The 26,300-nt window shown below is 37.3% G+C and carries 20 protein-coding genes, 1 pseudogene and 1 riboswitch; of the genes and pseudogenes, 7 read left to right on the top strand and 14 right to left on the bottom strand.

The genetic code is table 11. From position 1 onward, the window contains the following. Positions 1 to 21: 21 nt before the first annotated feature. The 4 genes from BWI92_RS07405 to BWI92_RS07390 form a co-directional block, all read right to left on the bottom strand. Entirely contained in the window at positions 22 to 540 is a 519-nt protein-coding gene (locus BWI92_RS07405; RefSeq protein WP_095161474.1) for a PAS domain-containing protein, read from the bottom strand. Then, positions 527 to 745: a cysteine-rich CWC family protein gene (locus tag BWI92_RS28820; protein WP_095161473.1), complete on the bottom strand. Its 219-nt coding sequence runs from the start codon at positions 743 to 745 to the stop codon at positions 527 to 529. The genes BWI92_RS07405 and BWI92_RS28820 overlap by 14 nt, the downstream gene beginning before the upstream one ends. Next, on the bottom strand, positions 739 to 1,431 hold the full coding sequence (locus tag BWI92_RS07395; RefSeq protein WP_217903386.1) for a diphthine--ammonia ligase: 693 nt from the start codon (positions 1,429 to 1,431) through the stop codon (positions 739 to 741). The genes BWI92_RS28820 and BWI92_RS07395 overlap by 7 nt, the downstream gene beginning before the upstream one ends. A 225-nt stretch (positions 1,432 to 1,656) precedes the next feature. Further along, positions 1,657 to 3,618, bottom strand: a complete 1,962-nt coding sequence (locus tag BWI92_RS07390) for a TonB-dependent siderophore receptor (RefSeq protein ID WP_095161472.1) — start codon at positions 3,616 to 3,618, stop codon at positions 1,657 to 1,659. A 132-nt stretch (positions 3,619 to 3,750) separates the two neighbouring features. Then, positions 3,751 to 3,958: riboswitch (cobalamin riboswitch) on the bottom strand. Between the two features lie 159 nt (positions 3,959 to 4,117). Here BWI92_RS07390 and BWI92_RS28815 point away from each other — a divergent pair. Continuing rightward, a pseudogene (locus BWI92_RS28815) lies at positions 4,118 to 5,094 on the top strand (GSCFA domain-containing protein). 692 nt (positions 5,095 to 5,786) lie between these two features. Here BWI92_RS28815 and BWI92_RS07375 read toward each other — a convergent pair. The 3 genes from BWI92_RS07375 to BWI92_RS07365 form a co-directional block, all read right to left on the bottom strand. After that, the gene (locus tag BWI92_RS07375) at positions 5,787 to 6,743 is read right to left on the bottom strand and encodes a hypothetical protein (protein WP_095161469.1); all 957 of its coding nucleotides are present in this window, start codon (positions 6,741 to 6,743) and stop codon (positions 5,787 to 5,789) included. Between the two features lie 246 nt (positions 6,744 to 6,989). Further along, a complete protein-coding gene (locus BWI92_RS07370; protein ID WP_095161468.1) occupies positions 6,990 to 8,537 on the bottom strand; it encodes a flavin monoamine oxidase family protein in 1,548 nt (515 codons plus the stop codon). Between the two features lie 140 nt (positions 8,538 to 8,677). Beyond that, positions 8,678 to 9,850, bottom strand: coding sequence for a histidinol-phosphate transaminase (locus BWI92_RS07365; protein WP_176464366.1), 1,173 nt, complete (start codon positions 9,848 to 9,850; stop codon positions 8,678 to 8,680). A 1,778-nt stretch (positions 9,851 to 11,628) separates the two neighbouring features. Between BWI92_RS07365 and BWI92_RS07360 the strand changes: the two genes are divergently transcribed. Both BWI92_RS07360 and BWI92_RS07355 read left to right on the top strand, forming a co-directional pair. Continuing rightward, positions 11,629 to 12,171 carry a YfiT family bacillithiol transferase gene (locus tag BWI92_RS07360; protein ID WP_217903385.1) on the top strand — a complete coding sequence of 181 codons (543 nt, stop codon included), beginning with the start codon at positions 11,629 to 11,631 and terminating at the stop codon, positions 12,169 to 12,171. A gap of 178 nt (positions 12,172 to 12,349) precedes the next feature. Further along, the gene (locus BWI92_RS07355) at positions 12,350 to 13,588 is read left to right on the top strand and encodes a NupC/NupG family nucleoside CNT transporter (RefSeq protein ID WP_095161466.1); all 1,239 of its coding nucleotides are present in this window, start codon (positions 12,350 to 12,352) and stop codon (positions 13,586 to 13,588) included. 266 nt (positions 13,589 to 13,854) lie between these two features. On the opposite strand, the gene BWI92_RS07350 is transcribed toward BWI92_RS07355, so the two are convergent. Next, positions 13,855 to 14,352: a gamma carbonic anhydrase family protein gene (locus tag BWI92_RS07350; protein ID WP_095161465.1), complete on the bottom strand. Its 498-nt coding sequence runs from the start codon at positions 14,350 to 14,352 to the stop codon at positions 13,855 to 13,857. Positions 14,353 to 14,571: 219 nt separating this feature from the next. On the opposite strand from BWI92_RS07350, the gene BWI92_RS07345 reads away from it, so the two are divergent. Together BWI92_RS07345 and BWI92_RS07340 are read left to right on the top strand one after the other, a co-directional pair. Next, positions 14,572 to 16,368: a DUF1080 domain-containing protein gene (locus BWI92_RS07345; RefSeq protein ID WP_176464365.1), complete on the top strand. Its 1,797-nt coding sequence runs from the start codon at positions 14,572 to 14,574 to the stop codon at positions 16,366 to 16,368. Between the two features lie 117 nt (positions 16,369 to 16,485). Further along, positions 16,486 to 18,483 carry a c-type cytochrome gene (locus BWI92_RS07340; RefSeq protein WP_141234709.1) on the top strand — a complete coding sequence of 666 codons (1,998 nt, stop codon included), beginning with the start codon at positions 16,486 to 16,488 and terminating at the stop codon, positions 18,481 to 18,483. Positions 18,484 to 18,589: 106 nt separating this feature from the next. On the opposite strand, the gene BWI92_RS07335 is transcribed toward BWI92_RS07340, so the two are convergent. Beyond that, positions 18,590 to 18,928, bottom strand: coding sequence for a hypothetical protein (locus BWI92_RS07335; RefSeq protein WP_095161463.1), 339 nt, complete (start codon positions 18,926 to 18,928; stop codon positions 18,590 to 18,592). Between the two features lie 457 nt (positions 18,929 to 19,385). On the opposite strand from BWI92_RS07335, the gene BWI92_RS07330 reads away from it, so the two are divergent. Then, positions 19,386 to 20,222 (top strand): family 16 glycosylhydrolase, encoded by an 837-nt coding sequence (locus tag BWI92_RS07330; RefSeq protein WP_095161462.1) that lies wholly within the window; start codon positions 19,386 to 19,388, stop codon positions 20,220 to 20,222. 224 nt (positions 20,223 to 20,446) lie between these two features. Then, positions 20,447 to 20,824 (top strand): rhodanese-like domain-containing protein, encoded by a 378-nt coding sequence (locus tag BWI92_RS07325; protein ID WP_095161461.1) that lies wholly within the window; start codon positions 20,447 to 20,449, stop codon positions 20,822 to 20,824. On the opposite strand, the gene BWI92_RS07320 is transcribed toward BWI92_RS07325, so the two are convergent. The 5 genes from BWI92_RS07320 to BWI92_RS07300 all read right to left on the bottom strand — a co-directional run bounded on the left by BWI92_RS07320 (position 20,781) and on the right by BWI92_RS07300 (position 26,160). After that, positions 20,781 to 21,404, bottom strand: coding sequence for a class I SAM-dependent methyltransferase (locus BWI92_RS07320; RefSeq protein ID WP_141234708.1), 624 nt, complete (start codon positions 21,402 to 21,404; stop codon positions 20,781 to 20,783). The genes BWI92_RS07325 and BWI92_RS07320 overlap by 44 nt on opposite strands. A 64-nt stretch (positions 21,405 to 21,468) precedes the next feature. Beyond that, complete coding sequence (gene ppk1 / locus BWI92_RS07315; RefSeq protein WP_229362773.1) at positions 21,469 to 23,781, bottom strand: polyphosphate kinase 1; 2,313 nt, start codon at positions 23,779 to 23,781, stop codon at positions 21,469 to 21,471. Between the two features lie 48 nt (positions 23,782 to 23,829). Then, positions 23,830 to 24,048 (bottom strand): hypothetical protein, encoded by a 219-nt coding sequence (locus BWI92_RS07310; protein ID WP_095161459.1) that lies wholly within the window; start codon positions 24,046 to 24,048, stop codon positions 23,830 to 23,832. A 563-nt stretch (positions 24,049 to 24,611) separates the two neighbouring features. Continuing rightward, the gene (locus BWI92_RS07305) at positions 24,612 to 25,163 is read right to left on the bottom strand and encodes a YbhB/YbcL family Raf kinase inhibitor-like protein (RefSeq protein WP_095161458.1); all 552 of its coding nucleotides are present in this window, start codon (positions 25,161 to 25,163) and stop codon (positions 24,612 to 24,614) included. Positions 25,164 to 25,314: 151 nt separating this feature from the next. Next, positions 25,315 to 26,160, bottom strand: coding sequence for an AraC family transcriptional regulator (locus tag BWI92_RS07300; RefSeq protein WP_095161457.1), 846 nt, complete (start codon positions 26,158 to 26,160; stop codon positions 25,315 to 25,317). Positions 26,161 to 26,300 lie beyond the last annotated feature (140 nt).

Below are 26,300 nucleotides of genomic sequence, written 5' to 3'. Positions count from 1 at the left end.
ACTAAATCGCTAAACTTTATATCAAACAATCTCTTCCTCAAAGGCTATGAAATTAACGAGTTTTTGTTGCTCGTTAAAAATAGGCTCTATGCGAACATCACACCAATAAGGTTCGCCATCTTTTCGATAGTTGATGAGTTTTCCTTCAAACTTTTTTTCTTCCAATAAGCAGGCCTTAATAGCTGACCTTGTAAGTGGGTCGGTTTCTTTTCCTTGCAAAAAACTAGGTTTCTTTCCTAAAGCTTCTTGTATCTGATAGCCAGTCATGTTAGCAAAACCATGATTTACCCATTGAATGGTTTGTTGCCCATTGGTAATTACTACAGCATGTTGAGGGTCTTGAATAAACTCTCGGAAATGATACAAATCAAAATCCCATTTTCGCACGTGCGCCATTCGACTTACGCACTCATATTCATGCAATAATGCATCGCTGAGTCTTGCAGGGCGACGCATAAATTCCATGCCAGTCAAAATTGGCATAGAGGTGTTTACACTTGAAAAAGTGTCGCAGAAGGTTTTAGGACTAAGTTGCATCATGGTCTTCAAAATGGTTTTTGATTAGAGACTTTATACAAGTGTTGCACAAACATTGTCCATCGTATTTTTTCAAACTCAACTGTCTCAATTGTTGGGTTTGTTCGTAGTTCAATGTTAATTGTTGACAATCGCAATGCACTATATCGTCAACTTTACATTGAAATGGTTGTTGGCAACGTGGACAATGGGTATGTATCTTCAACATTCTACCAATGATAACTCTAAAAAATGATAATTGTTATGAACTAATTTTTCTCCCTGAGTTACTTCAATTGACTGTTGAAACAAAGGACAATCTAATACTACTGTATGAAACTCTCCGTTTTCGCCACAAACATCTACTCCTTTTTGCTCCAAATCTTCCACTGTCTTGGCATCTATGATTCTTCCTAAAAAAGAGGCACCCAACGTATCATTACAAGATACAATCATGGTTTTAATACCAGCAGAAATCATGGCAAAAACCAGTGCTTTACGGTCCTGTTGCCAAAGTGGCAAGTGACAGTTGAGCTGTGCCTCGGCACAAACTTTCTCTTCCCATTCACGATGTGGCTGCAGGTCTATATCGCCAAAAACTGCATCAGTTAGTTGGTATTCTTCAGTCAGAGACTTAAGACGAGCGATATATTTTTCGGTATAATTTTCCCAAGATGTACTAATTGTAACACTTGGACAACCAATAGCTTTGGCTTGCGCTTCCAGAATAGCAGGGCTCAAACCATGCGAACGCGAGCGATCGCCCCATTCGTTGAGTGTTGTAAAAATTACGGTAGGTCGTTGATTCATTTGCATCAAAGCAAAACAAGAATCTTTTCCACCAGACCAAGAGCAAAGGAGGTTCATAAGTAAAGTGACATAGTGAACAGGCACAAAGGCATAGAGTTTTTTCACTATACCACTTGGCACCTTTGCGCCTGTTCACTCTATTATCTTTAAAACTGGATATTCAATTCAGAAACAAGTACAAGGAGTCTTTTCACTTTACCACTTTGTGCCTCTGTGCCTGTTCAATTTAATGCCTTTTTTAAAACTAGATATTCAATTCAGATACTTCAAAGTAAACTCTTTTCACTTTGCCACTTTGTGCCTTTGTGCCTGTTCACTTTAATACCTATTTTAAAACTGCAAACTCAAACCAATACTTGCATTGAATTGGCGGGTTTGGTAGCCTGTTATTTCTACAAATTTGGTATTCAAAATGTTTCTCAAATCAGCGTACGCTTTGATTTTTGAATTGATGTGATATTCACCATATACATCTAATAATTGATACGCATCCAAGTCTACATTGATAGATTTGAATTGGTCGTTATCATAGTAAGTATCTTTACGGGCACCTACGCCTCTCAAAGTTGAACTCACATACAATTTTGAACTAGCCTGATATCCCAAACTCAAAGTAAAGGCATTTTCAGGACGGCGAATCAAATTTTTGTAAGTGGTATCTTTTCCTGCCACTTTGGTAGTTAACTCGCCAATCTGGTGCGTATAGGTAGCCGAAAGATTAAACTTACCTAACTGTGCCTGAGCATCCAATTCCAAACCTTTACTTGCTTGCTTGTTGAAATTAACATACTTGCCATACGGCGCAGTACTGATTGACTGAAAAATAATCACATCATTGATGGTTGTATTGAAATACACCGCTCGGAAATAGGATTGTTGATTATTGCTAAACAACTGAAAACCGCCTTCTTGTGTGAATGATTTTTCGGGATTCAAGGCTGTATTGCCGTAAGGAGAATACAATTGATACAACGTTGGCGACTTGAAACTTGAGTATAAGTTAGCTAATACTTTTAAGTTTTTACCCAATAAATAATAAGGATTGAGCGTGTAGGTAAAATTATTTCCGTACAAAGAATGATGATTGTAACGACCACCTGCTTCAGCGCCAAAACCACCCAAGTTATTCAAGTTAAACGAGGTATAACCACTTACTTGATTTACGTTGGCTAAGGCATCACTTAGTGGTGCATCTTCATAAGGACCCCAATCGCTGATAGACAAATACGTTTGGTTCATTTTCTGAGCACGATATTCTGCACCGACCAGCCACGTTATATTTTTACCCAAACTCCAACTACCATATAATTCAGCATAGTTGGTTTTAGCACCATAATTACTTGCCGAATACTTGTCATACGCATCAGGAGCCACATAGTTAGAATCGTTGATATAGCTACGTTTGAGGTCGTTGTAGTGATAGTTGGCCACTAATTTTCCTCCTCCTACAAAATACTCCGCACCTACTCCTATCTGTGTGCTTCGGCTATTTGCTACAAAGTCTTTATCATCACTAAATGCACCATTATCAATGTCGGCACGATAAGTTTCGTTTGTTACAAAAACTTTGGTTGTAAGATTGGCACCAAATTTTTGCTGAAACTGAGCACGAAACGCATCTTGATTAAAGGCATCTTTTTCGTTGAGATTATCATCTTTTTTATTGGCCGCTTGCGAAATACCTTTTGAGTACAACTTGGTATATGCTACGGCATAACTTGAATTTTTACTCAACGTACCACTCAAATTCAAAGCACCTTTCCATGTACCATAACTTCCACCCGAAAGATTAGCTTGTGCGCTAAATGGCTTAGTACTCGCTTTTTTACGAATAATATTTATTACTCCACCTACAGCATCCGAACCGTAAAGAGTTGATTGCCCTCCTTTCAAAATCTCAATTCTTTCGATTTGGTCGATTGAAATAACGTTTAAGTCAAAATAATTACCAATCGTAGAAGGGTCATTTAATGGAATGCCATCCATTAATAACAGGGCATAGCCGTTGCTTAAACCTCTAATACTTACTTCTTGGTTTGCGCCAAGTGTTAGTTGAGAGCCTACTACCTGCATACCTACTTGCTGATTGAGGAGCTCTCCAAGTGATTTGCCTACATTCCGCTCCAAAATTTCTTTGGAAATAACGGTTAAAACTTTTCCTGTCTGTAATTGCTTTTGGGGTACTTTATTGGCGGTAACTACAACTTCGTTAAGGTTTGTTACATTGTTTTGAGCCATACTCAGGCTTGCCACACAAAGTAATCCCGAACAGAAAAATAAAGATTTAAACATTGATTTGATAATTGTTTTCTAGCTAAATATCAATTCCTTAACCTATAAAATAGGTTTGATGATTGGATATAAAAGAATAGAAAATGAACAGAAAAGCGAACGCTCAGCAACAATTCATCCACCGTAAATTGTACCAAGAATAGATAAAAAGGCAGGTCTCCTGACTTGTTTCATCGACTCCGAGCCTTCCCGCCGCAAGGGCAGTGGCCATGAAGATTGAATTCGACACAAAACGAAACTTACAGTTGCGGGGACAGTTTAGGTTTTTCACCTAATTCCCTATTAAGCTTTGACACTTCCTAGATTTGAAGCATAAAGCACCTATATCTGCCACAAAGGTAGTGAATTGTGATTGAGGGAATTAGAGATTTTTGAATTCTTTTCAATTTTAGAATCTCATTTTATGGCTACTAGCGCATTGGTTAAACAGGTTTTAGAAATTATCATAGCCTAAATTGCTTAACTTTACCTTTATAAAATATTCAGTCAAAATTGCCTTATGGAATTCAGAACGCCAATAAAGATAGAAAAATCGCCCTTTCAAATACAACTTCAATCCAAAGTGTTGACAGTGGGTTCATGCTTTGCACAAGTTATTGGACAAAAGCTTGAGGAAAACAAAATTGCTACAGAAGTCAACCCTTTTGGTACTTTATTTAACCCCATGTCGATTTTCAAACTTTTGAATCCTAGCTATCAAAACGTCGACGAGCGGCTATTTGTACAACACCAGCGAACATGGTTTCATTATGATTTTCACTCACAGTTTTTTGCAACTCAACAAGCGTCTTTAAAGGAATTATTGAATCATAACCTAGCAAAAATTCAGATTCAGCAATATGATTTCTTGGTTTTGACTTTCGGAACTGCATTTGTACATCAGCTCAAAGCTACGCCAAGCTATGTTGCCAATTGTCATAAAATGCCTGCAAGTTTATTCGAAAAGGACTTATTGAGTGTGAAGGATATTTGTAAAAAATTCGCCGAGGTACACAAAGCCATTAGTGAGTTGAACCCTTCCTTAAAAATCATTATAACCGTTTCGCCAGTGCGACATACCAAAGAAGGACTAGCAGAAAATCAATTATCCAAATCAATCTCCGAACTGCCTGTCATTACTTAAGTACTGACTATGAAAATGTTACGTATTTTCCGTCCTACGAAATTATGATAGACGACCTCCGTGATTATCGTTTTTATAAAGCCGATATGATTCATCCGAATGAAGTGGCGGAGCAATATATTTTTGAGCAGTTCGTAAAAACCTATTTCTCAGATGATTTACAAGCTTTTTTGCCCAAATGGCAACAAATTAAGAAAGCTTTGACTCACAAACCTTTCGATATTACATCAGAAGCACATCAGAAGTTTTTAAAAAATGTGTTAAAGCAATTAGAGGCAATCGAAAGCCAAGTAGATGTGTCGGCAGAGCAACAGCAGATTTTATCGCAAATCTCGAAAGGGGTTAATAGTTAACTGTATATTCGTTATTTGTATTGAAAAATTTGAAGAGAAATATAAACACTCACTCAATAAAAAATCACTAAATCACTCAATAAAAAAGCCCCAGTGGTTAGCTGGGGCTTATCAGAGCTTCAAAGTTAAATAGTTGTTTTGAGTTTAGTAAATTAATCAAATTGGTACTTTCATAGTTTGTCACTTATGGTGACCCTAAAATTTTATCATTTTAAAATTCGCTCTGAAAATATCTTTAAAAGCTTCTATCCGTTTCAGGATTCAAATCTTTTGTTAAATCAAATTGTTTTCTCTAAACTAGAGAATCACTTTATATTTTGTCGAGATTGTTTTTGAATATCGCTAACTGTTTAGCGTTACAAATGTAATATCATTTTTTGAATAAAATATAATTTTAACAATTTTTTTTAAACAAAATGAACAAAAAATTCTATACTCTCTTTTTTACCAAAAACTAATCTTGGATTAGTACTAAAATATTCTTTTAGAGAAAAGACTCTTTAAGTCATGAATTTCGCTTAAAACACACTCAGAAAGCAGATATTACCCCATATAAAAAATAAATCCTTTCCCTAGAAGAGAAAGGATTTAAAAATTATCCAAAAACAATCTCAAAAAAATTAAGTCCCTTTCGGTAGGCTTAATATTTAGGTTGAAGGTCGAAACCTTCGATGTGCATTAAACCATTTCACTTATTTTTCTAATACCACGATAGAATTTACGAGGTATTTATCATTAGCGGTACGAAGGTTATACACCTTTTCGACCGTACGATAGTCTGAATTAGTTGAAAATACTTTATAGCGATTAAAAGTATGCGTATCGCTATTGTACATCAAAACTTGTTCGCCCACTTTCAACTTACCTAGTTTAGCGTGACCAGTAGTTGTCATTACTGGATGGTTGGCTGTACCTTCCAATTCTGTTAGTTGGAAAAGCGGTTGTGTCGAAGCAAACGCTTGATCTTCGGCATCACTCAATAATACTTTTACGATTCCAAAAGACTTATTATCGTGCTCGATTACTTCATCGACAAGCGTTGTTTCAGCTTGGTTTGTTATAGTGTTATAAGACATCACAACTTCACCCGCTTTTACTTCTGCAATAGACTTTTGTGAACCATCGGCCATTGTTACGACAGCCGTCTCAGGAAAACAATATTCGTATTTGTCTTCTGCGCCATGCTCAGCACCTGAAGCGCCACCTGTAAACTCTTTTGCCAATACAAAAGCTACACATGAAGAAAATCCAGAAACAGCTTTTTCGCCATCTTTTAGGTCATCAATGTATTTGCCCCAAACTTCTTTTTCTGCCATTGGATTAGGCACTACTAAACTGATTTTTTTACCGTCCTTTGGCGTTGTAAAAACCATTAAAGAGCCCATTTCCTTCATTTCGGCAGTTTCTAAGACTTTGTATAAATATATACGACGCTCTTTTCCATCTGAGAATTTGAAGATGTATGGTGGGTTGCTGTTATCCAATACGTAAGCTCCCTCTTTAATATATGTATCCTTGTCAGGATTTTTGACTGCAATTTTCTTAAGCGCATCATAATCAGCATTTTTGATTCCCACTTTAGCTACTTCTTGAGCCTTGGCGAAAAGAGTTGAGCAAACTAAACCAAATACTAATAATACTTTTTTCATACTGAATAATTTTGGTCTTCAATAATGAAGCACTTGATATTGTAACAAGTGGCTGAGGGGTTTCGAACCTCGAAAATAACTCATCACTACTGAAAACTTGTGTAATAGTTTTTTGAAATACAGCATTATTAAATCAAAATTATCTTACAATTATAAATATAATAAATTATTGATTATCAAATAATAGTATCTCAATTTTTTTAAAATAATTTTAATTAAAAAGTAAAAAGACAAGGTCAAAAATTCTTACGATGCATTGACACGGCGGTGAATTTGATCTACCACAGCTTTGGCCGATTCTAGCGCTCCTGCCATCCAAGCGGTAAGGTGTGTGGTATGTTCTCCTGCCATGTAAATCTCATCATCAGGCTTAATCAAGGCTGGATACAATCTTTTGCGTTGTGCATCGGTATATTCTGCCCAGCCTCCTTGCGAATAAGGAATTTTTTGCCATGCCAACGAAAAGGAACTTTCAAATTCGGTAGCATATTGCGGGTGAATTTTACTTCCTTGTTCTAAGGCTGCCTTTTCTCGTTCGGCAATGGATAAATTACCCATTTTAACGGCTCGATCATGGAAATTGTAATAGCCTTTCAGTAAACCTTTCTTACCCATAAAGTTGTAGGAAGGATAAAAAATTTGGGTAATATCCATGTTGGTACGAGAAATACCTCCAAATATTTTATCGTCTTCCTCCCAGAATCTACGCTTAAACTGCAATCCAATTTTACCAGTATTCATGTAAGCCGTAAAGTCTATTGCACGACGAATATCTGATGAAAGGTCTGTTTGTATATTGCGCAATACAGGTAAAGGAATTGTACAAATACAATAATCGGCCTTGAGTTCTTTTTCTTGTCCAGCTTTATCTTTGTACACTATTCGAACACCTGGCTGTGTTTTTCGAATTTCTTTTACTTCAGTTTGATATTGTATTTTTCCTTCAAGACGCTTTGCAAACTCATACGGAATAGCATCCATTCCGCCAACAGGCTGTAACATAACTGGTTGCTGATTGAAAGTATATTCGCTTACATTCGAAAATGCAGGGTGAAACAACCCTCCAGCGATAATGTCATGTAACGAGTAAGGTTCTGCCAATTGTGGGATTTGATCTCCATACCCACCCTGACGCAAATATCCGTGTCGTTCTGAGCCTTTGTATTTTTTGGTAATATCCAAATCACATTCCTCTTTCAGATATGCAATGAGTTTGTCGATATCCTCTTTGGTCAAATCTTGATCTAGGGCTTTTTGGTCAGCCGCCTTTGCCAATAATTCTCCTGTGTATCCACGAACGTCGGCATGAATTTCACGAATTTTCACTCGTTTGTTTGCCAAAGGACCTGTTCCATTATCGCTGTAGTAATAAGCACCCTCGTTCATATTCATAAATATCTCGAGTGGAATATTAAATTCACGACAATAATGGAGCGTCGTTTCGTGATTGTGCGGAATACGTGCCGCACCACCGTTCAAGTAAAGTCCTTTATCGAATTGTGCCGTTTGTGAAGGACCTCCAATTTCAGTTTCTGTGGTGCCACCTCTTACAGTCCAAACACGTCCACCTGGGCGACTGCGTGCTTCTAGTACTGTAACTTGATAGCCTAATTTTGTTAACTCATAAGCCGAACATAATCCTGCTAAACCAGCTCCTAGGATGATAATTTTCTTATCGGCCTTTCCTCTTTGCAAATCCAAGGGTTGTGAATTTGCTTCTGGAATCATTCCTAAGCCTAATAATGTCAAATAGCTAGCAGCACCTGTTCTTTCTATAAAATCTCTTCTCGTCATAATGTTGTGTCTTAATAATTGAAATGCTTGATTTGTATTTTGCTGATAAACAAACTTTGATTTTTTGTTAGAAAAAATAGTAAAAATAAGAAAATCAAATAGTTGCTCAACAATCCAAATCGATGACTTTTATCAATTATCTAAGAGGCGATTTTCGAGAAAGCATCCGTAAAGGCCTTCATTTCGTCCATGGTTCCAATAGAAACACGGCACCAGTGTTGGCGGTCAAACTCCCATCTTCTTACCATAACCCCTTCAGCCATAAGCTTACTCATAAGGTCTTGCCCTTTCATTTTGATTGGGAACAACACAAAATTTGCTGAGGATGGGATATAAGAATAACCTGCTTTTGTCAAGAAATCATAAAGGTATTTCTTTGATTCCGCAGTATTCGTTAAGGTCAAGTGTTGGAAATCTGTATCTTTCAAAGCCGCAACTGCTGCTGCAAAAGAAGGAACTGAAATATCAAAACCTCCAGAGCAATACGGTGCGATTGTTTTTAAAATTTCTGGCTTAGCAATAGCATAACCCACACGCAAACCAGCAAAAGCGTATAGCTTAGACATAGTACGCAAAATCAATACATTTTTACCTGCATTAATCGATGCCACCATACAGTCCGTCTTAGGATTTTTGGCATAATCAATATAAGCCTCATCAACCAGCACAGGAGTTTTGTCAGAAACTTTGTTGATAAACGCAGTAAGCTGATCTGCTGGCAATATAGCGCCAGTCGGGTTATTAGGATTCGTAATATATACCAAACTTTGTGAGCCATTCAAGCGACCCGCAATAGCATCTAAATCATATTGATAATCCTTAGTCAATGGCACTTTTTCCATTGGGATTTTTTCTTCATTCCCTGAAATATAGCATGGGTCGCCACAGATAATCTTTCCTTTCAAACCATAAGCCACCATCGAAGCTGTCAACAACTCTGAAGAACCAGCACCCAATAAGATATAATTTTCAGGAACACCTTCTTTTTCTGCAATCAACTTCACCAACGCCGCACGGCTTTGCATACCGTAGCGATTTGATACCCCAACAGCCTCAATTAATGCCTCTTTAGTTTTTGCCGACGGTCCCCAAGGGTTTTCATTCGCACCCAAGCGAGCCTTCATTACCACAGGAGGATTGATTCCTACAAACGAATTTTCTAACTGAAAATCAGGCGACAAACTCATTTGTAACTCTCTTCTTACAGTTGGATTTGCTTGTGCACGTTGGATATAGGTTGAGGCTGCGCTCAAACCTGCGGTAGCTATAAGACTTTTCTTGAGCCAATCACGGCGATTGATATTGAATGACATGGTAAGACGTTGTTTTTGAAGTGATTTGAGTAATGATAGTCTATTTATCGATAAGCATAATGCAGTTGAGTTTGTTGATGCGGTCACAATAATCTTTAACGCAGGACTGTCATTATTACCTTGTTTTACTTTAAAACAAAACCTCATACCTAGTATGAAATTCTGCAACTTGATATGGTTATTTTAGGGTTTTATATCCTATTCGTCAAAATTGAGAAACTTGTTGCGAGAGAATTCTAGAAAGTCGAATGAGCAGAAATGTGCGAAGGACGCCCTTCTAGAATACTCACAAACAACATGAACAAGCATTAGGCTAAAATCCATGCGCCAAAATATGCGCCAATGGCAGCCAACAACATTTTAAGGTAGTCTGAGAGTTTGAGTACTGTTTTCATAACACGTCTTAGTTAGTAGTGAAACAAAGGATGAAGTACGGCTCTAGCTTGTTGATTATAATTTGATAGTTAAGGGAAAAAAATGAAACAGCATATAGCACTTTTTCAATAAGACAAATTTATCAATAATTACAAAAACAACATTAAAAACTGTTTAATTTTTAGTAAATTTTTATAAAAATTAAAAAATAGGTTCTGAAAAATCACATAATGCATTTCATTTATGTAAAATTAACAAAAATAGGATTAAATCAAAGCATCAAAGAGAAGATATTTTAAGATATGCGCAAAACCCATAATTGTACTATTTGAATATTTTTTTTACTTGAGATGCTTTAAGTGCTAAAACTAAGTCTAAATCAAGCTATCAACATGGTGTGATATCCGAAGGTAATTGTAGCAATGAATTTGAGTGGATTTTTTAGGCTATAAAAGAATGAAACATTCGGAAAGAAAAAGACCTGTAAAATACAACTTCACAGGTCTATTAACTATGTAGCTCGGCAAAAGCTGATAAGATTGTAATCAAGTCAATTCTACAAAATGGGTACGAGTCCAGATGATTGCCCCAATCACCTGTCGTAGACAAGGCGTTACATGTTGTAAGCGATGAAATATCGCTGTGTTTAGAAGACGATGGCATTACTTATTAAGCACTAACCAATGTCAACAAAACAAATAACATAATTAACACCACTGGAGGTAACTTGTCTAAATGTTTCATAACCTGTCTTTTTTTAAAGGGTGAATACTGAGTTTAATAAGGGGTATCTATTTATAGGATGTTCTATAAAATTCGTATCAATATAGTCGGAGATGGACTCCTACCGACTAGCCTAAAACTTTTATAAATTGAAGCGATTTTGGGATTGTTTGAGGAACTAAACCAATCTAGGGAATAATACTTAGTAGGTCTGTTTATTCACTTTTTAGCTCTACTTAAATCAGTATTATATTTTGTGTTTTTGGAAAAAGCTTACACTATTTTACGAATAAATTCTAAAAATCAAAATATAATTCTAAAGTTTTCGATGTTTATCCGTGATTTTTTTGATAACTAGAGGTGTCATTTTTATAAATTTAACTATTCAAAGAATTTATAAAATATATTCATCTGACGAGTGTTTTCCAGAAGATGCTTTGAAGTAATACAGCCTTCAAAATAGCAGTAAGCATTTGTACTTAAACGAGTTATCTTGTAGTGGTTATACTACTAAAGTAAAAGCCTTAGGGCTTGAGGCTTGGGTTTTAACAAATTAATCTTCAAATGACCTGTTACTTAATTTTTGCTTTTAGTTTAGCTATTTTACAACTGAAATAGATATATTAGAGAAACCTTCTATCCTAGAAGACTATCAATTCGTTATAAATAATTTTTACCTTATGCAAAAAGACGATATAGAATTACTAAAATATCCGATTGGACAGTTTGAAAAACCCCATGAAATAACAGAATCTATACTAGCAGAGTGGATTCTTGACATTAAAAGATTGCCTCAACAGCTTACGGATGCGGTTGAAGGTCTCAACAAAGAACAATTGGAAACACCTTACCGACCTGACGGCTGGACAGTCAGACAAACCGTACACCATGTAGCCGACTCACATATCAATGCTTATACCAGATTCAAATTAGCTCTCACCGAGAGTATTCCTACCATAAGACCCTATGAAGAACAACTTTGGGCAGAGCTATCTGATGGCAAAAATGCCCCTATCGAATGGTCATTGACTTTATTGGAAGCCCTACACCTGAGATGGGGAATGTTGCTTGAAAATATGACAAGGGCCGATTTTAATAAACAATTATTTCATCCAGCTACACGCCACACCAATCCATTGAACGTAATGGCAGGTATGTATTCGTGGCATGGGCGACACCATGTAGCGCATATTATAGAGCTACGCAAACGGATGAATTGGTAAAAACAGAATAAGGGCAATACAAATTATTTCTTCAGGGATTTTCTGTTCAAAAAGGTCATTTGAGCTCTATCGCCTATTTATTCGTATAGAATTGGAAGTTTTTTCCTATCTTTACCTGTTTTTGCAAAATTCATCAACTATAAAACTAAGCACTAATCTCGGTCTAATTACATAAAACATGGAACGCTTTACAGGACTAATCGGAGTTGTATTGATATTAGGAATCGCCTATTTGATGTCGAACAACCGAAAGGCAATCAACTACCGTACAGTTGGTGTGGGACTAGGTTTACAAGCCTCACTAGCTATTTTTATTTTAAAAACTGACCTTGGTCAAAACATTTTTCAATGGTTAGGTGAAAAAATCAAGCGCCTATTAGAAATGTCAGACAAAGGTGCCGAGTTTGTATTTAGTCCATTAGTAAAGCAAGAGCTTTTGGGTAAAGTATTCGGTCCAGAAAATGGATTTATTTTCTTTTTTAAAGTTGTACCTACAATCATCTTTGTGGCAGTATTGGTAAACATCCTCTATCATATTGGTTTGATGCAGCGTGTAGTTGCCGTAATGGCCAAAGGTATGAAGTGGTTGATGGGAGTAAGTGGTGCTGAAGCGGTATCAAACGTAGCAAGTACATTTGTTGGACAGGTAGAAGCTCAAATTATGATTAAACCTTACCTCAAAGGCATGACCAATTCGGAGCTTTTAGCTTCAATGACAGGTAGTTTTGCTTGTATTGCAGGTGGTGTAATGGCTACTTATATTGCTTTGGGCGTACCTGCACAGTATCTTTTGGCAGCTAGTATTATGGCTGCACCAGGCGCTTTGGTGATTTCGAAAATCGTAATGCCTGAAACAGAAGAATCAGAAACACAAGGGACAGTAAAACTCAAAGTTGAAAAAGCACACGTTAACTTAGTAGATGCTATTGCTGGCGGTGCTAGTGACGGTTTGAAAGTAGGTATGAATGTTATCGCGATGTTGATTGGTTTTATTGCTTTAATCGCATTGCTAGACTTGATTTTGGGTAAAGTTGGCTTTATGATTGGTTTGCCAGAGCTAAGCTTCAACTTTATTTTGGGTAAATTATTTGCCATTTTTGCATGGGCTATGGGTGTTCCTTCTAAAGACATTGAAGCAGCAGGCGCCTTGATGGGTACCAAAATGGTAGTAAACGAATTTGTGGCGTATCTTGACTTGATTAAGCAACAGCATACGTTAGCACCAAAAACGATTGCTATTACCAGCTTTGCGCTTTGTGGTTTTGCCAACTTTAGCTCGGTTGCTATCCAAATTGGAGGTATTAGTGAGCTAGCGCCTAGCCGTCGTGCTGATTTGGCAAAACTAGGTTTCAAGGCTCTAATTTGTGGAACATTAGCTAGTTATTTGTCAGCTACTTTAGCAGGACTTTTGTTGTAAAAGGGAGTTATTAGTTAACAGTATATCAGTTACTGGCATAGAGTATATTTAGGAATTGTGTAGCATCAGATTTGATTTATAAGTTTAGGCACAAGGCAAAGAGTATTAAAATGTTTTGATTTAACGATAAAAATGCTTTTGCCGAAAGCTCAAACCTTAAATTTTATTTTGTGTATTAACTTATCAAAAAGGCGTTCGGAATCAGTTTTCCGAACGCCTTTTTTTTAAACACCTTTTTAGACGTAATCATTGCGTCTCTACCACATTCACTCAATTGTAGATACCAAAGGAAACTCCCCTCTATCGTGACGCTCGGCCATATCGACGTAATGTTGAGCACCAAGCTTCATCTTTTCAGCTTGCTCAGGCGTAAGCTGACGAATCACCTTCGCTGGCGCCCCGACAGCCAAGGAATAATCAGGAATTTCCATTTTCTCTGTCACAAGCGCATGTGCGCCAATGATACAGCCTTTTCCAATTTTGGCTTTATTCAACACCGTAGCACGCATACCAATCAGCGAGCCATCACCAACGACTGCACCATGTACAATAGCCCCATGACCAACCGTAACGGACTTGCCTATGATAGTTGGATCGCCTGGGTCGGCGTGTAACACTGCGGTATCTTGAATATTGGTATTATCGCCAATAATAATTTTTTCAACATCGGCACGAATCACAGCGCCATACCAAACCGAAACGCCCTTCCCGAAGGTAACATCTCCCATCACCGAGGCATTAGGAGCTATAAATACTTTTTCCATAGTTTTTTAATTTAATGTCTTTGCTCAACATCCTTAAAAGTCCTTCACATAAATTTTATCTAATTTTTGATAAAACTATCGTTTTACATTTCAGAAATTATGAGAAATCGACAATCTATTACCGATTCTTGCTTTTCAGGATAACAAATACCAAGTATAATGTTAAATTTAAGGGCAAATTCCCAATTTCTATTTTTATTCATATCAAAAACTCTTTTTATGAAAAAATTACTTTTGGTCATGTCTTTGTGTTTGCCATTAGGAAGCTTCGCACAAGAGACTGTTTCTTTGAATGAGTTATCATTCTGGAAGCCAACGGGTAAAGCCAACTGGCAAATCGCTGGTGACGTAACTGCCGACCTCACAAAAAATGAAACAATGACCGCTCAGGCTGGAAAAGGCATTTTGGTCAACCTCCCTGACGCCAACAACCGTGCAAACTTATTATCTGCTGCTGAATACGGCGATGTAGATGTAGAGTTTGACTTTATGATGGCATCTCATTCTAACTCTGGATTTTATTTACAAGGACGTTACGAAATCCAATTGCTTGACAGTTGGGGCGTAAAAAAGCCTGCTTATGGTGACTGCGGTGGTATCTATAAGCGTCGCAAATTTATTCCACAAGAATACCTTTATGAAGGTCATGCACCACGTATCAATGCTTGTTTAGCACCAGGTTTGTGGCAACATATGCAGATTTCATTCCAAGCACCTCGTTTTGATGCTGCTGGTAAAAAAATCGCAAATGCTAAGGTGATTTCTATTAAGTTAAACGGTTATGTTCTTCATGAAAATGTAGAATTGACTGGTCCTACAGGCGGCCCTATCTCTGAAGATGAAGCTCCACTTGGTCCATTTATGATTCAAGGTGACCACGGTGCTGTAGCTTTCCGTAACTTCAAAGTAGCTGACCTAAGTGGTAAACCCGCTGTAATGGCACCTATCGCTTACAAAGTATTCTATGGCAAATTTAAGGAGCCAAAAGATTTCCTTTCGAAAAAACCAGATGCTACAGGTACTATCAATACTTTGTCTTGGGATGTAAGTAAGCAAACCAATGATTTTGCTCAAATCTTCACAACAACCCTTGATGTTCCGAAAGCAGGAAAACATTCTTTCGAATTCCAACTTGCGGGCAAATATTATGTCAATGTAAATGGTAAAGAATTGTTGCCAGATGCGTGGACTTTCTCAAGAGATAAACGTTTTGCTGAAATGGACTTACCTGCGGGCAAAGTTCCAGTAGAGATTACTGTATATAAAACAGATGGTTGGATGCCTCCAATCTTGGGTATGTGGGTACAAGGCCCAAGTTTCCGCTCAACGGCTTATCATAGTTTAGCTTCTACCTTGGCAGGACCTCCAGCAGATCCAATTTTGTTAGATGCCAAAGAACCAATCGTATTCCGTTCGTTTACAGACCTTTTCAAAGAAGGTAAAAAATTGAAGCGTGTGGTTCACTCAGTAAATGTAGGTAACCCAAGCAACTTGCACTACACCTATGACTTAGACAATGGTGCTATCGTTCAAATCTGGAAAGGTGATTTCTTGGATACATCTCCAATGTGGGATGACCGTGGTGATGGTTCTTCACGTGCTCGTGGAGCCTTGTTGACTTTGCCTGATAGTCCAGTATTAGTTGCTAGTGCAGACAAAGGTACTTCTACAGATACTCCTGCCGAAGCAGCAGCATACCGTCCATTAGGATATGACTTAGATGCGAATGACCTTCCTACTTTCCGTTACAAAATGTTGGGTAGCGATGTTGAAGACCAGATTCGTGTTACTGATAATAAATATTTGACTCGTACTTTGAGTATCAAAAATCCAGCGGGACAAGTAGTTCGTTTGGCTTTGGGCAACGAAATCAGCAAAGTAGCTGACGATACTTATACAGTAGACGGCAAAAGCTACTATATCAAGGCTTCGGGTGCTACGATCGAATCGGTAGGTGCTCAGAAAGTATTGACTGTACCAGCTTCAGAAAAAGTACAGTACGCAATTATGTGGTAATAATTGGTCTAGGTAAGCTGATAAAATAAATGCTTACATAGGACGTAGATTCACTACTTTTTTAAGCTAAAAGAAAACCTTTTGGCATGAAAAACATCAATTTTGACTTTCAAAACAATGAAAATAAAATCTGTATTCAACTCAGTATCTAAGGCACTCCTATTGGCAGGATGTATGAGTGCTGGGGCTTTTGCTCAAGATGGCCCAACTGAAAATGATTATTATAAAATCGTAAAAGTACCTATCCCTGAGGGTATCGTTCTTGAAGTGGGTGGTTTGGTAACTTTACCAAATGGCGATATTGCTGTTTCAACACGTCGTGGTGACGTTTATATCATCGAAAACCCAACTTCTACCAAGCCTGTTTATCGCAAATTTGCGAGTGGTTTGCACGAAATTTTGGGTTTAGCTTACAAAGATGGAAGCCTTTACTGCGCACAACGTGGTGAGTTGACGAAATTGGTTGACAAAAACGGCGATGGCAAAGCAGAACGCTATGAAACGGTATATGCTTGGCCTATTTCTGGTCACTATCATGAGTACTCATTTGGTCCAAAAGTTGGTCCAGATGGTGCATTTTATGTAACTGGTAACGTTGGTTTTGGTAACTCTGACTGGTGGGCAGGAAAATCTCTTGTACCTTGGCGTGGATGGACTATGCGTATTACCGAAGATGGCAATATGCAACCTTATGCGGCTGGTATGCGCTCTCCTTGCGGTATTGGTATGTTGAATGGCGAATTTTTCTATGGTGATAACCAAGGTGACTGGATGGGTTCTGGTTTTATTACTCATGTAGAAAAAGGAGATTTCTTGGGTCACCCTGCTTCATTGCAATGGGCTAGCCGTCCTGAATCGCCAGTGAAGATGCGTGCGGATATGATTTTCTCAAAAGTTGATCCTCGCGACGATCCGAAAGTAAAACCTGAATATGTGAAAAATGAGCCAATGACTACCATTTATGAAATGGCTCATAAGACATATCCAAACATGAATATCAAATCACCAGCAGTATGGTTGCCTCACGGGGTATTAGGAGTGTCTACTTCTGAAATCATCGCTGACGAAACGAGTGGTGCATTTGGTCCATTTGCTGGTCAGCTTTTTGTAGGTGATCAAGGTATGTCAAAAATTGCTCGTGTATTTCTTGAAAAAGTAAATGGACAATACCAAGGTGCTTCTTTTGACTTCCGCTCTGGCTTCCGTTCAGGTGTATTGCGTATGTCATGGGGTACTGACAAAGGTATGTATGTAGGTGGAACCAACCGTGGTTGGGGTTCTGTAGGTAAAGAAGATTTCGGTTTAGAAAGATTGGTTTACACAGGAAAAACTCCTTTCGAGATGAAAGCTGTTCGCGCTATGCCAGATGGTTTTGAAATCGAATTTACTATGCCAGTTGATAAAAAGACAGCAGAGGATGTAAACAACTACGATGTATCGAGCTATACTTATAAATACCACCCAGTGTATGGTAGCCCAATTGTAGATCGTAAAGATAATGCTGTACGTGGTGCAAAAGCATCGGAAGATGGTTTGAAAGTAAGAATCGTAGTAGACGGTCTTCGTGAAGGTTATATTCACGATATCAAGCCAGAAGGTGTTAAATCTGCGAAAGATGGCTTGGCATTGTTACACGGAAGCGCTTACTATACTTTGAATAGTATTCCTTCTGGTCCAAAAGCAAATATTACGTTGGTAACTCCAAAAACAAGAGCTCAACGTGAAAGAGTAGATGCGGGTGCGGCTGCCAATACGCCAGATAATCAGATGAAAGAGGCTGCTCCAAGTACTGAAGGTATGAAAGGTAGTGCTAAACCAAAAGTTGGTGCTAAAACTGCTGCGGTATCGTCAATTATTTCTGACAAAGAAGCTATGGCATTGTTGTCAAAACATACTTGTTTGGCTTGTCACAAAGTAAATGAGCGTGCTGTAGGTCCTGCTTATTCGGAAGTAGCAAAACGTAAATATACCAATGCTCAATTGGAAGCTTTGATTGCAGAACCAAAACCAGAAAACTGGCCAGATTTTGCAACGCCAATGGCACCAATGAGTCATGTTCCTAAAAAGGATATTCAGAAAATTGCTGCTTGGATCAACAATCTTAATAAGAAATAGATTGTAACCCAGAGTATAAATCAAGCAAACGCGGCTACCCCTTTGGAGTAGCCGCGTTTGTTATTAAAGGTATTCAATGGGTCTCAGTCACAAATGTGAGTTATTGCTATCCTCTAACTACTTTAAATAACTTAGAAAAATGAGGAAGCAAATTCAAACGACCATTCACTTTTATTAGCCCCTCTGAAGCATACGATGATGCCAAACCTATTGGGTCTTTGATAAAATTCTGAAATGCCGAATAGGACATCTTAATCGAGTTTTCACAATGCTCAGCAGCATCTACATAACACGTTGGTACGCCTGTCGTATCAACAATCCACTCTCCTTCGCGCTCGCCGTGGATAATCAAACGAAGTTTCATTGGATGCAAAGAAGCTACGCTTGGATTAGCAATTAAAGCATCTGGAAAGGTGCGTTTGAAAAAATCGTGAATATCAATCATGGCTCTGTATTAAGGTTTAAAATTAAACAATATAAATTTAGGCCTCTCGGTTGGGAGAGACTATGGAGGTAATTTCTAGAAAGCAATTATCGATTCTGACTATAACATAGTTTATTTACAAGACGGTAACTATGTTAATCAAGTAAGGAAAGAGTATATCGAACAATAATTAAGGCGTTTCGGACTTTAGAGAGCATTCTTTGATTCTGTGTGTTAGTAGTCCGAAAGAAAGGGAGTTTGAATGATTGAGTATGTTTTTGATTATTATAATTATCTAAACTCCTAAAATAAATATAGGAATTTTACGGTTAAAATCCAAGAAATTATGCAAAATAACACCTATAAAATATAATTTTTCTAATTTTATGTAAAAATATTCATATTAACAGTTATTCTTTTTTATTTCTCTTTACATTTTTAATAAAAGGCTTATTATCAATATATTAATTTACAAACTATGAAAAAACGCTATGTATTAACTGGACTATGTATTTGCTTACAATTTTGGGCTTTGGCACAAAACATCCCAACGAAAACCTATCAGTTTGCTTCAAAACCTTCATGGGCTGATGAGTTTAACAAAAATGGACTTCCTGACTCTACTAAATGGAACTATGATGTGGGCGGCCATGGCTGGGGCAACAATGAACTACAATATTATACTGAAAAAAACCTTAAAAATGCTCGTGTTGAAAACGGTGTACTTATTATCGAAGCCTTAAAGGAAACAGTAAAGGACAATGCCTATTCATCGGCACGTTTAGTGACCAAAGGCAAAGGGGATTTTCTGTATGGGAGATTCGAAATTAAGGCCAAACTTCCTGAAGGACGAGGCACTTGGCCTGCCATTTGGATGTTGGCTACTAAGCAAGTTTATAGCAATACCTATTGGCCTGACAATGGCGAAATCGACATTATGGAGCACGTAGGCTACGACCCTGGTCGTGTACATGCCACGGTACATACTCGCGACTTCAATCATATCAAAGGTACTCAGCGCTCAGCCAATAAAATGCTTCCTGATTTTCATACAGCTTTTCATGTTTATCGCGTAGATTGGACTCCTGACAAAATAGAGGCATTTATCGATAACGAATTGATCTTGTCATTTCCCAAAGTAGGCAATCGATGGGAAGAATATCCATTTGATCAACCTTTCCATATCTTACTAAATATTGCAGTTGGAGGAGGATGGGGCGGTCTCAAAGGTGTAGACGAAAGTATTTTCCCGCAACGTATGGAAATTGACTATGTAAGAGTATACCCCCTAAAGTCTGCTCCTAAAAAGAAATAAGCATAAGCAGTTCCCAATTGAGGGAATTTTGATTTTGTGAATGAGTGATTACTTTAAGGAGAAATTCACTCATTCGCCAAATCGCTCACCAATTTATGTAAAATACAGCCCTAATCTTCCTCATTTTTATACCAAGTAAAAACTCTAATGACTTTCTAAAATTTAGGATTTTAAAAAATCCATTAATCGCTATAACTTGCAATAAATTTACCACTTAGCCATTTATGAGACCTCTGTTTATATTATACTTCATCAGTTGTGCTACATTTCTGACGGGCTGTGTCGTTGAGGAAAATCTCAACGTGAGTCCTCATGAATTTGCAGACATCGTCAAAAATAATCCCGACATACAAATTATTGATGTGCGTACTCCTCAAGAATGGAAAGAAGGGAAAGTAACGTCAGCCAAATGTATTGATTATTTTGACCCAGATATTTTAGAAAAAATTGAGTCATTAGACAGAGACAAGCCAGTCCTGCTATATTGTGCCACTGGTGGAAGGAGCTCTGAAATAGCCGAGCTTTTGAAAGAATATGGTTTCAAAAAAATTTATAACCTTAGAGGCGGCTACAAAGATTTACTGAAAGAAGGTCTACATTAAGACCCGAATCAAACGATTGTACATACCACACATTTACTCTAAATCTATTTTTTTCAAAAATAAATACCTTTAAATAGCTTTCTTTTGCTACTACCCTATCCAATCTAAATTGATTTGCTTCTAATAAATCTACAAGTTGAGTTTCTGAAAAAAGTGGTAATCCACAACCTTCATGTAATTGTCCATGAGTTAAGGCTATTTCTTCTTCAATAATAAGTTTTCCAGCTGGTTTAAGAATCTGTATTACTTCTTGCAACATTTCTTCCAGACATTGAAATTCGTGGAAGGCATTGATGATTAAGACCTTATCGAAGGTATTCTTAGGCAAATTTGTTTTTTGGGGTGTTCCCAGTATTGCATAAAATGTCCCCTCTATTGAATGTCCAAGTTGGCGCTCCCAATAGGCTTTTGTGTAGGCTACTTCTTCATCATTACAACTATATTCGTCTATATCTTGGATATAAAATGTTAAGCCCGATTGCATACTGGCTAAGCCTATTTCCCATACCCCAGAGGCTGCCCCTATCGAGGCAATGACATCGCCCGCATGTAATTGATATGCTTCAAAAGATTTTTTCATGATTACTAAAAACACAAAACCCTCATCGAAATGAGGGCTTTGTTGATTTGTCTGGAAAAGTAGACTAAATACTTTCTAATTCAATATGTTCTGGCTCTGATGTTTCTGCAAACAAACGAGCGTTCATAACATCTTCTAGTTTAACATTGAAGAACTCCTTGTGAATATCGAAAGGCTCAATACCCAAATCCTCAGGATTAGCTACATGCTTGTATGAACCATCTTCTTGCATTTCATAAGTATTGACATTGTCACGCAAATTGCATTGCAAAATATGAATCGCTTGTTGGCGAACTTGGTTGGTTACCAACTCAAAAAGCGACTCTATACGACGGTCGAAGCTACGTACCATTACATCGGCCGAGCCACCATATACTCTAGGACTTCCATTGTTGTGGAAATAATATACACGAGTATGTTCCAAGAAATCTCCAACGATTGAACGTACTTTGATATTATCTGACAAACCTTTACGTCCTGGACGAATACAGCAAATACCACGTACAATTAACTGGATTGGCACACCAGCCTGAGAAGCTTTGTACAACTCATCAATCGTGATTTTGTCCTGCAAAGAGTTTATTTTGATACAAATACCACTAGGCAAACCCGCTTGAGCATTTTTGGCCTCATTACGGATCATGTCTACCAATTTGTTACGCATCTCACGAGGAGCCGTAATCAAATATTTGTAACTATGTGGCTGTGAATGTCCTGTGATTACATTAAAAAATTCTGAAATATCACGTGTTATTACCTCATTGGTTGTCAACAAACCAATATCAGTATAAAGTTTTGCGGTATCTTCATTATAGTTTCCTGACGACAAGTGAGCATAACTTACCACCTGATTGCCTTCAGAACGAATTACCTGCAAAAGCTTCGTATGTGTTTTTAAGCCAGGAATACCGTAAATCACAAAACAACCTGCATTTTGAAGGCGTAATGCCTCACGGATGTTATTTTCTTCATCAAAACGAGCTTTCACCTCAAATAATACCGAAACGTGCTTTCCATTTTCGGCAGCATGAAGGAGCGCATCTGCAATGCGTGAGTTTTTAGAAATACGATATAACGTAATTTTGATTGCCAAAACCTGAGGGTCATCAGCCGCTTGTTCGAGCAATTGTAGAACAGGCTCAAAATTGTTGTATGGGTGGTGCATCAAAATATCACCTTGTCTTACGGTCTCAAAAATATCAGCTTGTTTTACCGTTGATAAGCCCAATGGAGGCACCGCTGGATGTTGCTGAACTAAACGACTTTTGAACTCTGGATATTTAATAATTTGCCAAAAAGCCGTAAAATCAATAAGGTTTCCATTATAGAAAACACCATCTTTTTCCAGCTTCCAACGTTTCATCATCATTTCGAGCATCCACGGCGAACAATCAGGCTCGATTTCGATACGCGTTACACGACCCAAACGACGGTCTTTGATTTTCTTTTTGATTTCGTCAATAAAGTCTGTTTCCGAATCTTCATGCTCCACAACATCAAAATCACCATTACGAGTAATACGGAAAAGGGCAATCGATTCGATTTCTACATTTTTGTAGAGTTTCCACATTTCGTGACGGATAATCTCTTCGATAGGGAAGAAAACGATTTCGTCTTCACGTTCAAAAACGAAGAAACGTTTGAGGTTTTGTGGAATTTGGACGAAACTAATTTTACTATTATCACCACCTTTGAGAGATTCGTTTTTCATAAAATCTATTTCGCCGGAAGGGATACGAGTTACCACCCCAAAAATTAGTGTTTTTGCCAGCAAACTTGGGAAAGTGTGCGTTTGGTCAAATACCATTGGAGTAAGCATTGGATATATCGTGCGATTGAAGTAATCGGTTACTTTTTCAAGTTCTTCAGAATACAAATCACCAATCTTGATAATTCTAAAGCCGTTTTCGGTACATAGTGGTACGATTTCTTCTTTGTAAAGACGTTGCTTTTCTTGTACAAATGCCTGAGTAGCAGCCATCAAGGTTTTTTTGAAAGGAATTTCTCTCAAACCAGAATAGTCACTACGCTCTTTACCAAAGTCGATATAATTATACAACGAACCAACTCTAATCGAAAAAAACTCGTCAAGATTTGATGCCGTAATTGCCAAAAACTTCAATCGGTCAAATACATTTCTTCTTGAGTCTCTTGCTTGGTCTAATACCCTTTCATCGAATTTTAACCAACTCAAATCTCGACTAATATAATCTGACTTCTCTATAACGTCATAAGAGCGATTTATGACTTTTTCAAGACGACGTTTTTCCTCTGGTGTTTGTTTCGTATTCATAAAATTACCCAAAAATGAAAAAAGATTCTCGACTAGAGAACCTATTTCACCGCGTTTACGATATTTTCTTCTTAGTCGTTGCATAAATTTTCAGAGGTTATACTATAAAACCTTAACGAAAACCTTGCTATTTTATTCTTGCATACCACCTTTAATTGCTTCATAATCAGAACGTAAACGACCCATTTCTTTTACCAAAAAGGTTTGTAATTGTTCATTAAATTCCTTTTGATCTTCTGGTGATAAAGAGGCATACAAATCCTTTAATTCTTGGTTTATAGTGGCTCTTTCTTCAGCAGAAGAGGCATTCATTGAGCGAATGTGAAATTGTTTAAAATTAAATTCTGACATTGTAAATGGTGGAATAGACAAATTTAAGGTTTATCATTCATTGTAATATTAACAAAACGTTAAATTAACAAATGCCAAGCCTTTTAAAAAATTTATGGAGCGAAATGTTTCCCCTATTGTAGAAAAAATATGATTCTAATGCTACAGGAAGGGTGTACTCCTGAAAAACAAGGTCTTAGGGACTCACTTTTTTAAAGTCAATTTTGTACTCCTACTCTAACTATAACTTATCAAGAAGATACTTTATTTTAAAATTGTATTTAAAAAAGATTACTCTTCGCTCTATTTCTCATCAACATCAAAGCTATGAGTCTTTCCTGATTGAGTGAATGGAGGTTGAGTGATTATGTAAAAATTTGTTTTCCATCAGTAGAGACGCAATGATTGCGTCTTAGGCCATTCATATCTAGCATAGTAGCATCAAAAAAGCGGTCGAAAAATATGTTTTCGACCGCTTTTTGATAAAAATTTGGAGAATAATTCCAATCCTAAAAATTAGGTATGACTCATGTTTTGACAAGTTGTCAAGTTAATTTTTCAAATTCCTTGTTTGTGAAACTTAACTATCTTTTGTAGTAAGACACGATAGACGCTTTCGCCAAAGTATTTTGCCACAAATAGAATCCTACAATCTCAGGATTTGTATTTTCGTCTAAGCCCAATTTATCTGTTTTCAATGCATGCACAGTAAAGATATATTGATGAAAACCATGCCCTACTGGTGGACAAGCTCCTCCAAATCCTTTTGCTCCATACGAAGTAACACTTTGGATAGCACCTTTTGGAGACAATCCTTTTGTTAAATCACCTGCACCCGACTTCAATTCTTTTACGTTAGCAGGAATGTCAAAAACTACCCAATGCCAAAATCCACTTCCAGTTGGAGCATCTGGGTCATATACTGTAATGGCAAAGCTCTTTGTTCCTTCTGGAGCATTTTCCCACAACAATTGCGGTGAAATATTTTCACCACTACATCCGAAACCATTAAACTCTTGTTTTTTGGTAAACTGTCCACCAATATCGTTACTTTTAAGGGTGAAAGTTTGTGCATAAGTACCTGCAAACGCAGTTAATACAAAAGCTGCAATAAGTAATAATTTTGAGCGTAACATATTAATAAGGTTTTAATTGATAAGAAAAAGGCATTTTTAGCTAGGAAGGTCATTCTTTTAGCTAATATCCTTTGGTACACTACAAAATTACAGGATTGAATGCTAACAGGAGTGTTGCTTTTAGCTTAATTACTTATGAAAAAAGGTCAAACTAAGCAATTTGTCTTGGGCTTACACCAAACTGATGCTTGAAAGCTGCACTAAAGTTGGATAAATTCTCATAACCAAATAATTGATATATCTCCGAAGCTTTCATTTCTCCGTGGCTTAACATTTCTTTGGCACGTTCGAGGCGTTTGGCTTGTAACCATTTTCCTGGACTTTCATGGTAGATACTCGTAAAATGTCGCTTGAACGTAGACAAACTCATATTACATAAAAAAGCAAGCTCTTCTAAATTGAGATTGGTATAAAGATTATCCTCTATGACTTTTCTAAAGGATACTTCTTGCTGGTTGAGTAAAAGCCCTTGTAGAAACACCACAAACGAGTTACCATATTTGTCTATCAAATAGAGCATAATTTCTTCCCATTTCAAGGTCACTATGGCAGAACTAAGCAACTGAGGCTTTTGAAGATACAACCTCAGCGACGCAACCAAATGCTGAATATAGTTATCTTGCTCTAGGACAAAAAAAGCATTTTGTCTCTCCGCTTTTGTTCGAACAAATTGAGGGTATTTCAGGAAAAAGTTAGATACATTTTCTGATGAAAAAAATAGCAATACACTTTGATAAGAATTACTTCCTCCCAAACATTCGGACATCAAACAATTGCCTGATGCCATCATTACAGCATATTGATTATCAACTTCTACGGTGTCATTCGAGAAATGTATTTTCTTTTGTCCATTTACCAAAAAACTAATCACATGCTGACGCAAAATCACTTTGCTATTAAGGTGATCTTCGGTAGCAAAATAATCAAAGACATTCATTTCAGATAAATCCTCCGCCTGAAACAAATCTTGTGGTATGGTATGCGTGGTAGCCTGCATGGATAATGGCTGATTGAGTGGGTGAGTGATTTAGTGATTTTTAAAATCTGTATTCCAATAATGGAGACACAATACTTTGCGTCTTAAGCCGAGCTATTTTGGTATAATAATATCAAAAAAGGCGGTCGAAAAACCAATTC

Origin of the sequence: Flectobacillus sp. BAB-3569, assembly GCF_002270355.1 — a bacterium.
Classification (GTDB): Bacteria; Bacteroidota; Bacteroidia; order Cytophagales; family Spirosomataceae; genus Flectobacillus; species Flectobacillus roseus.
This window is presented reverse-complemented; position numbering and strand designations above follow the sequence as displayed.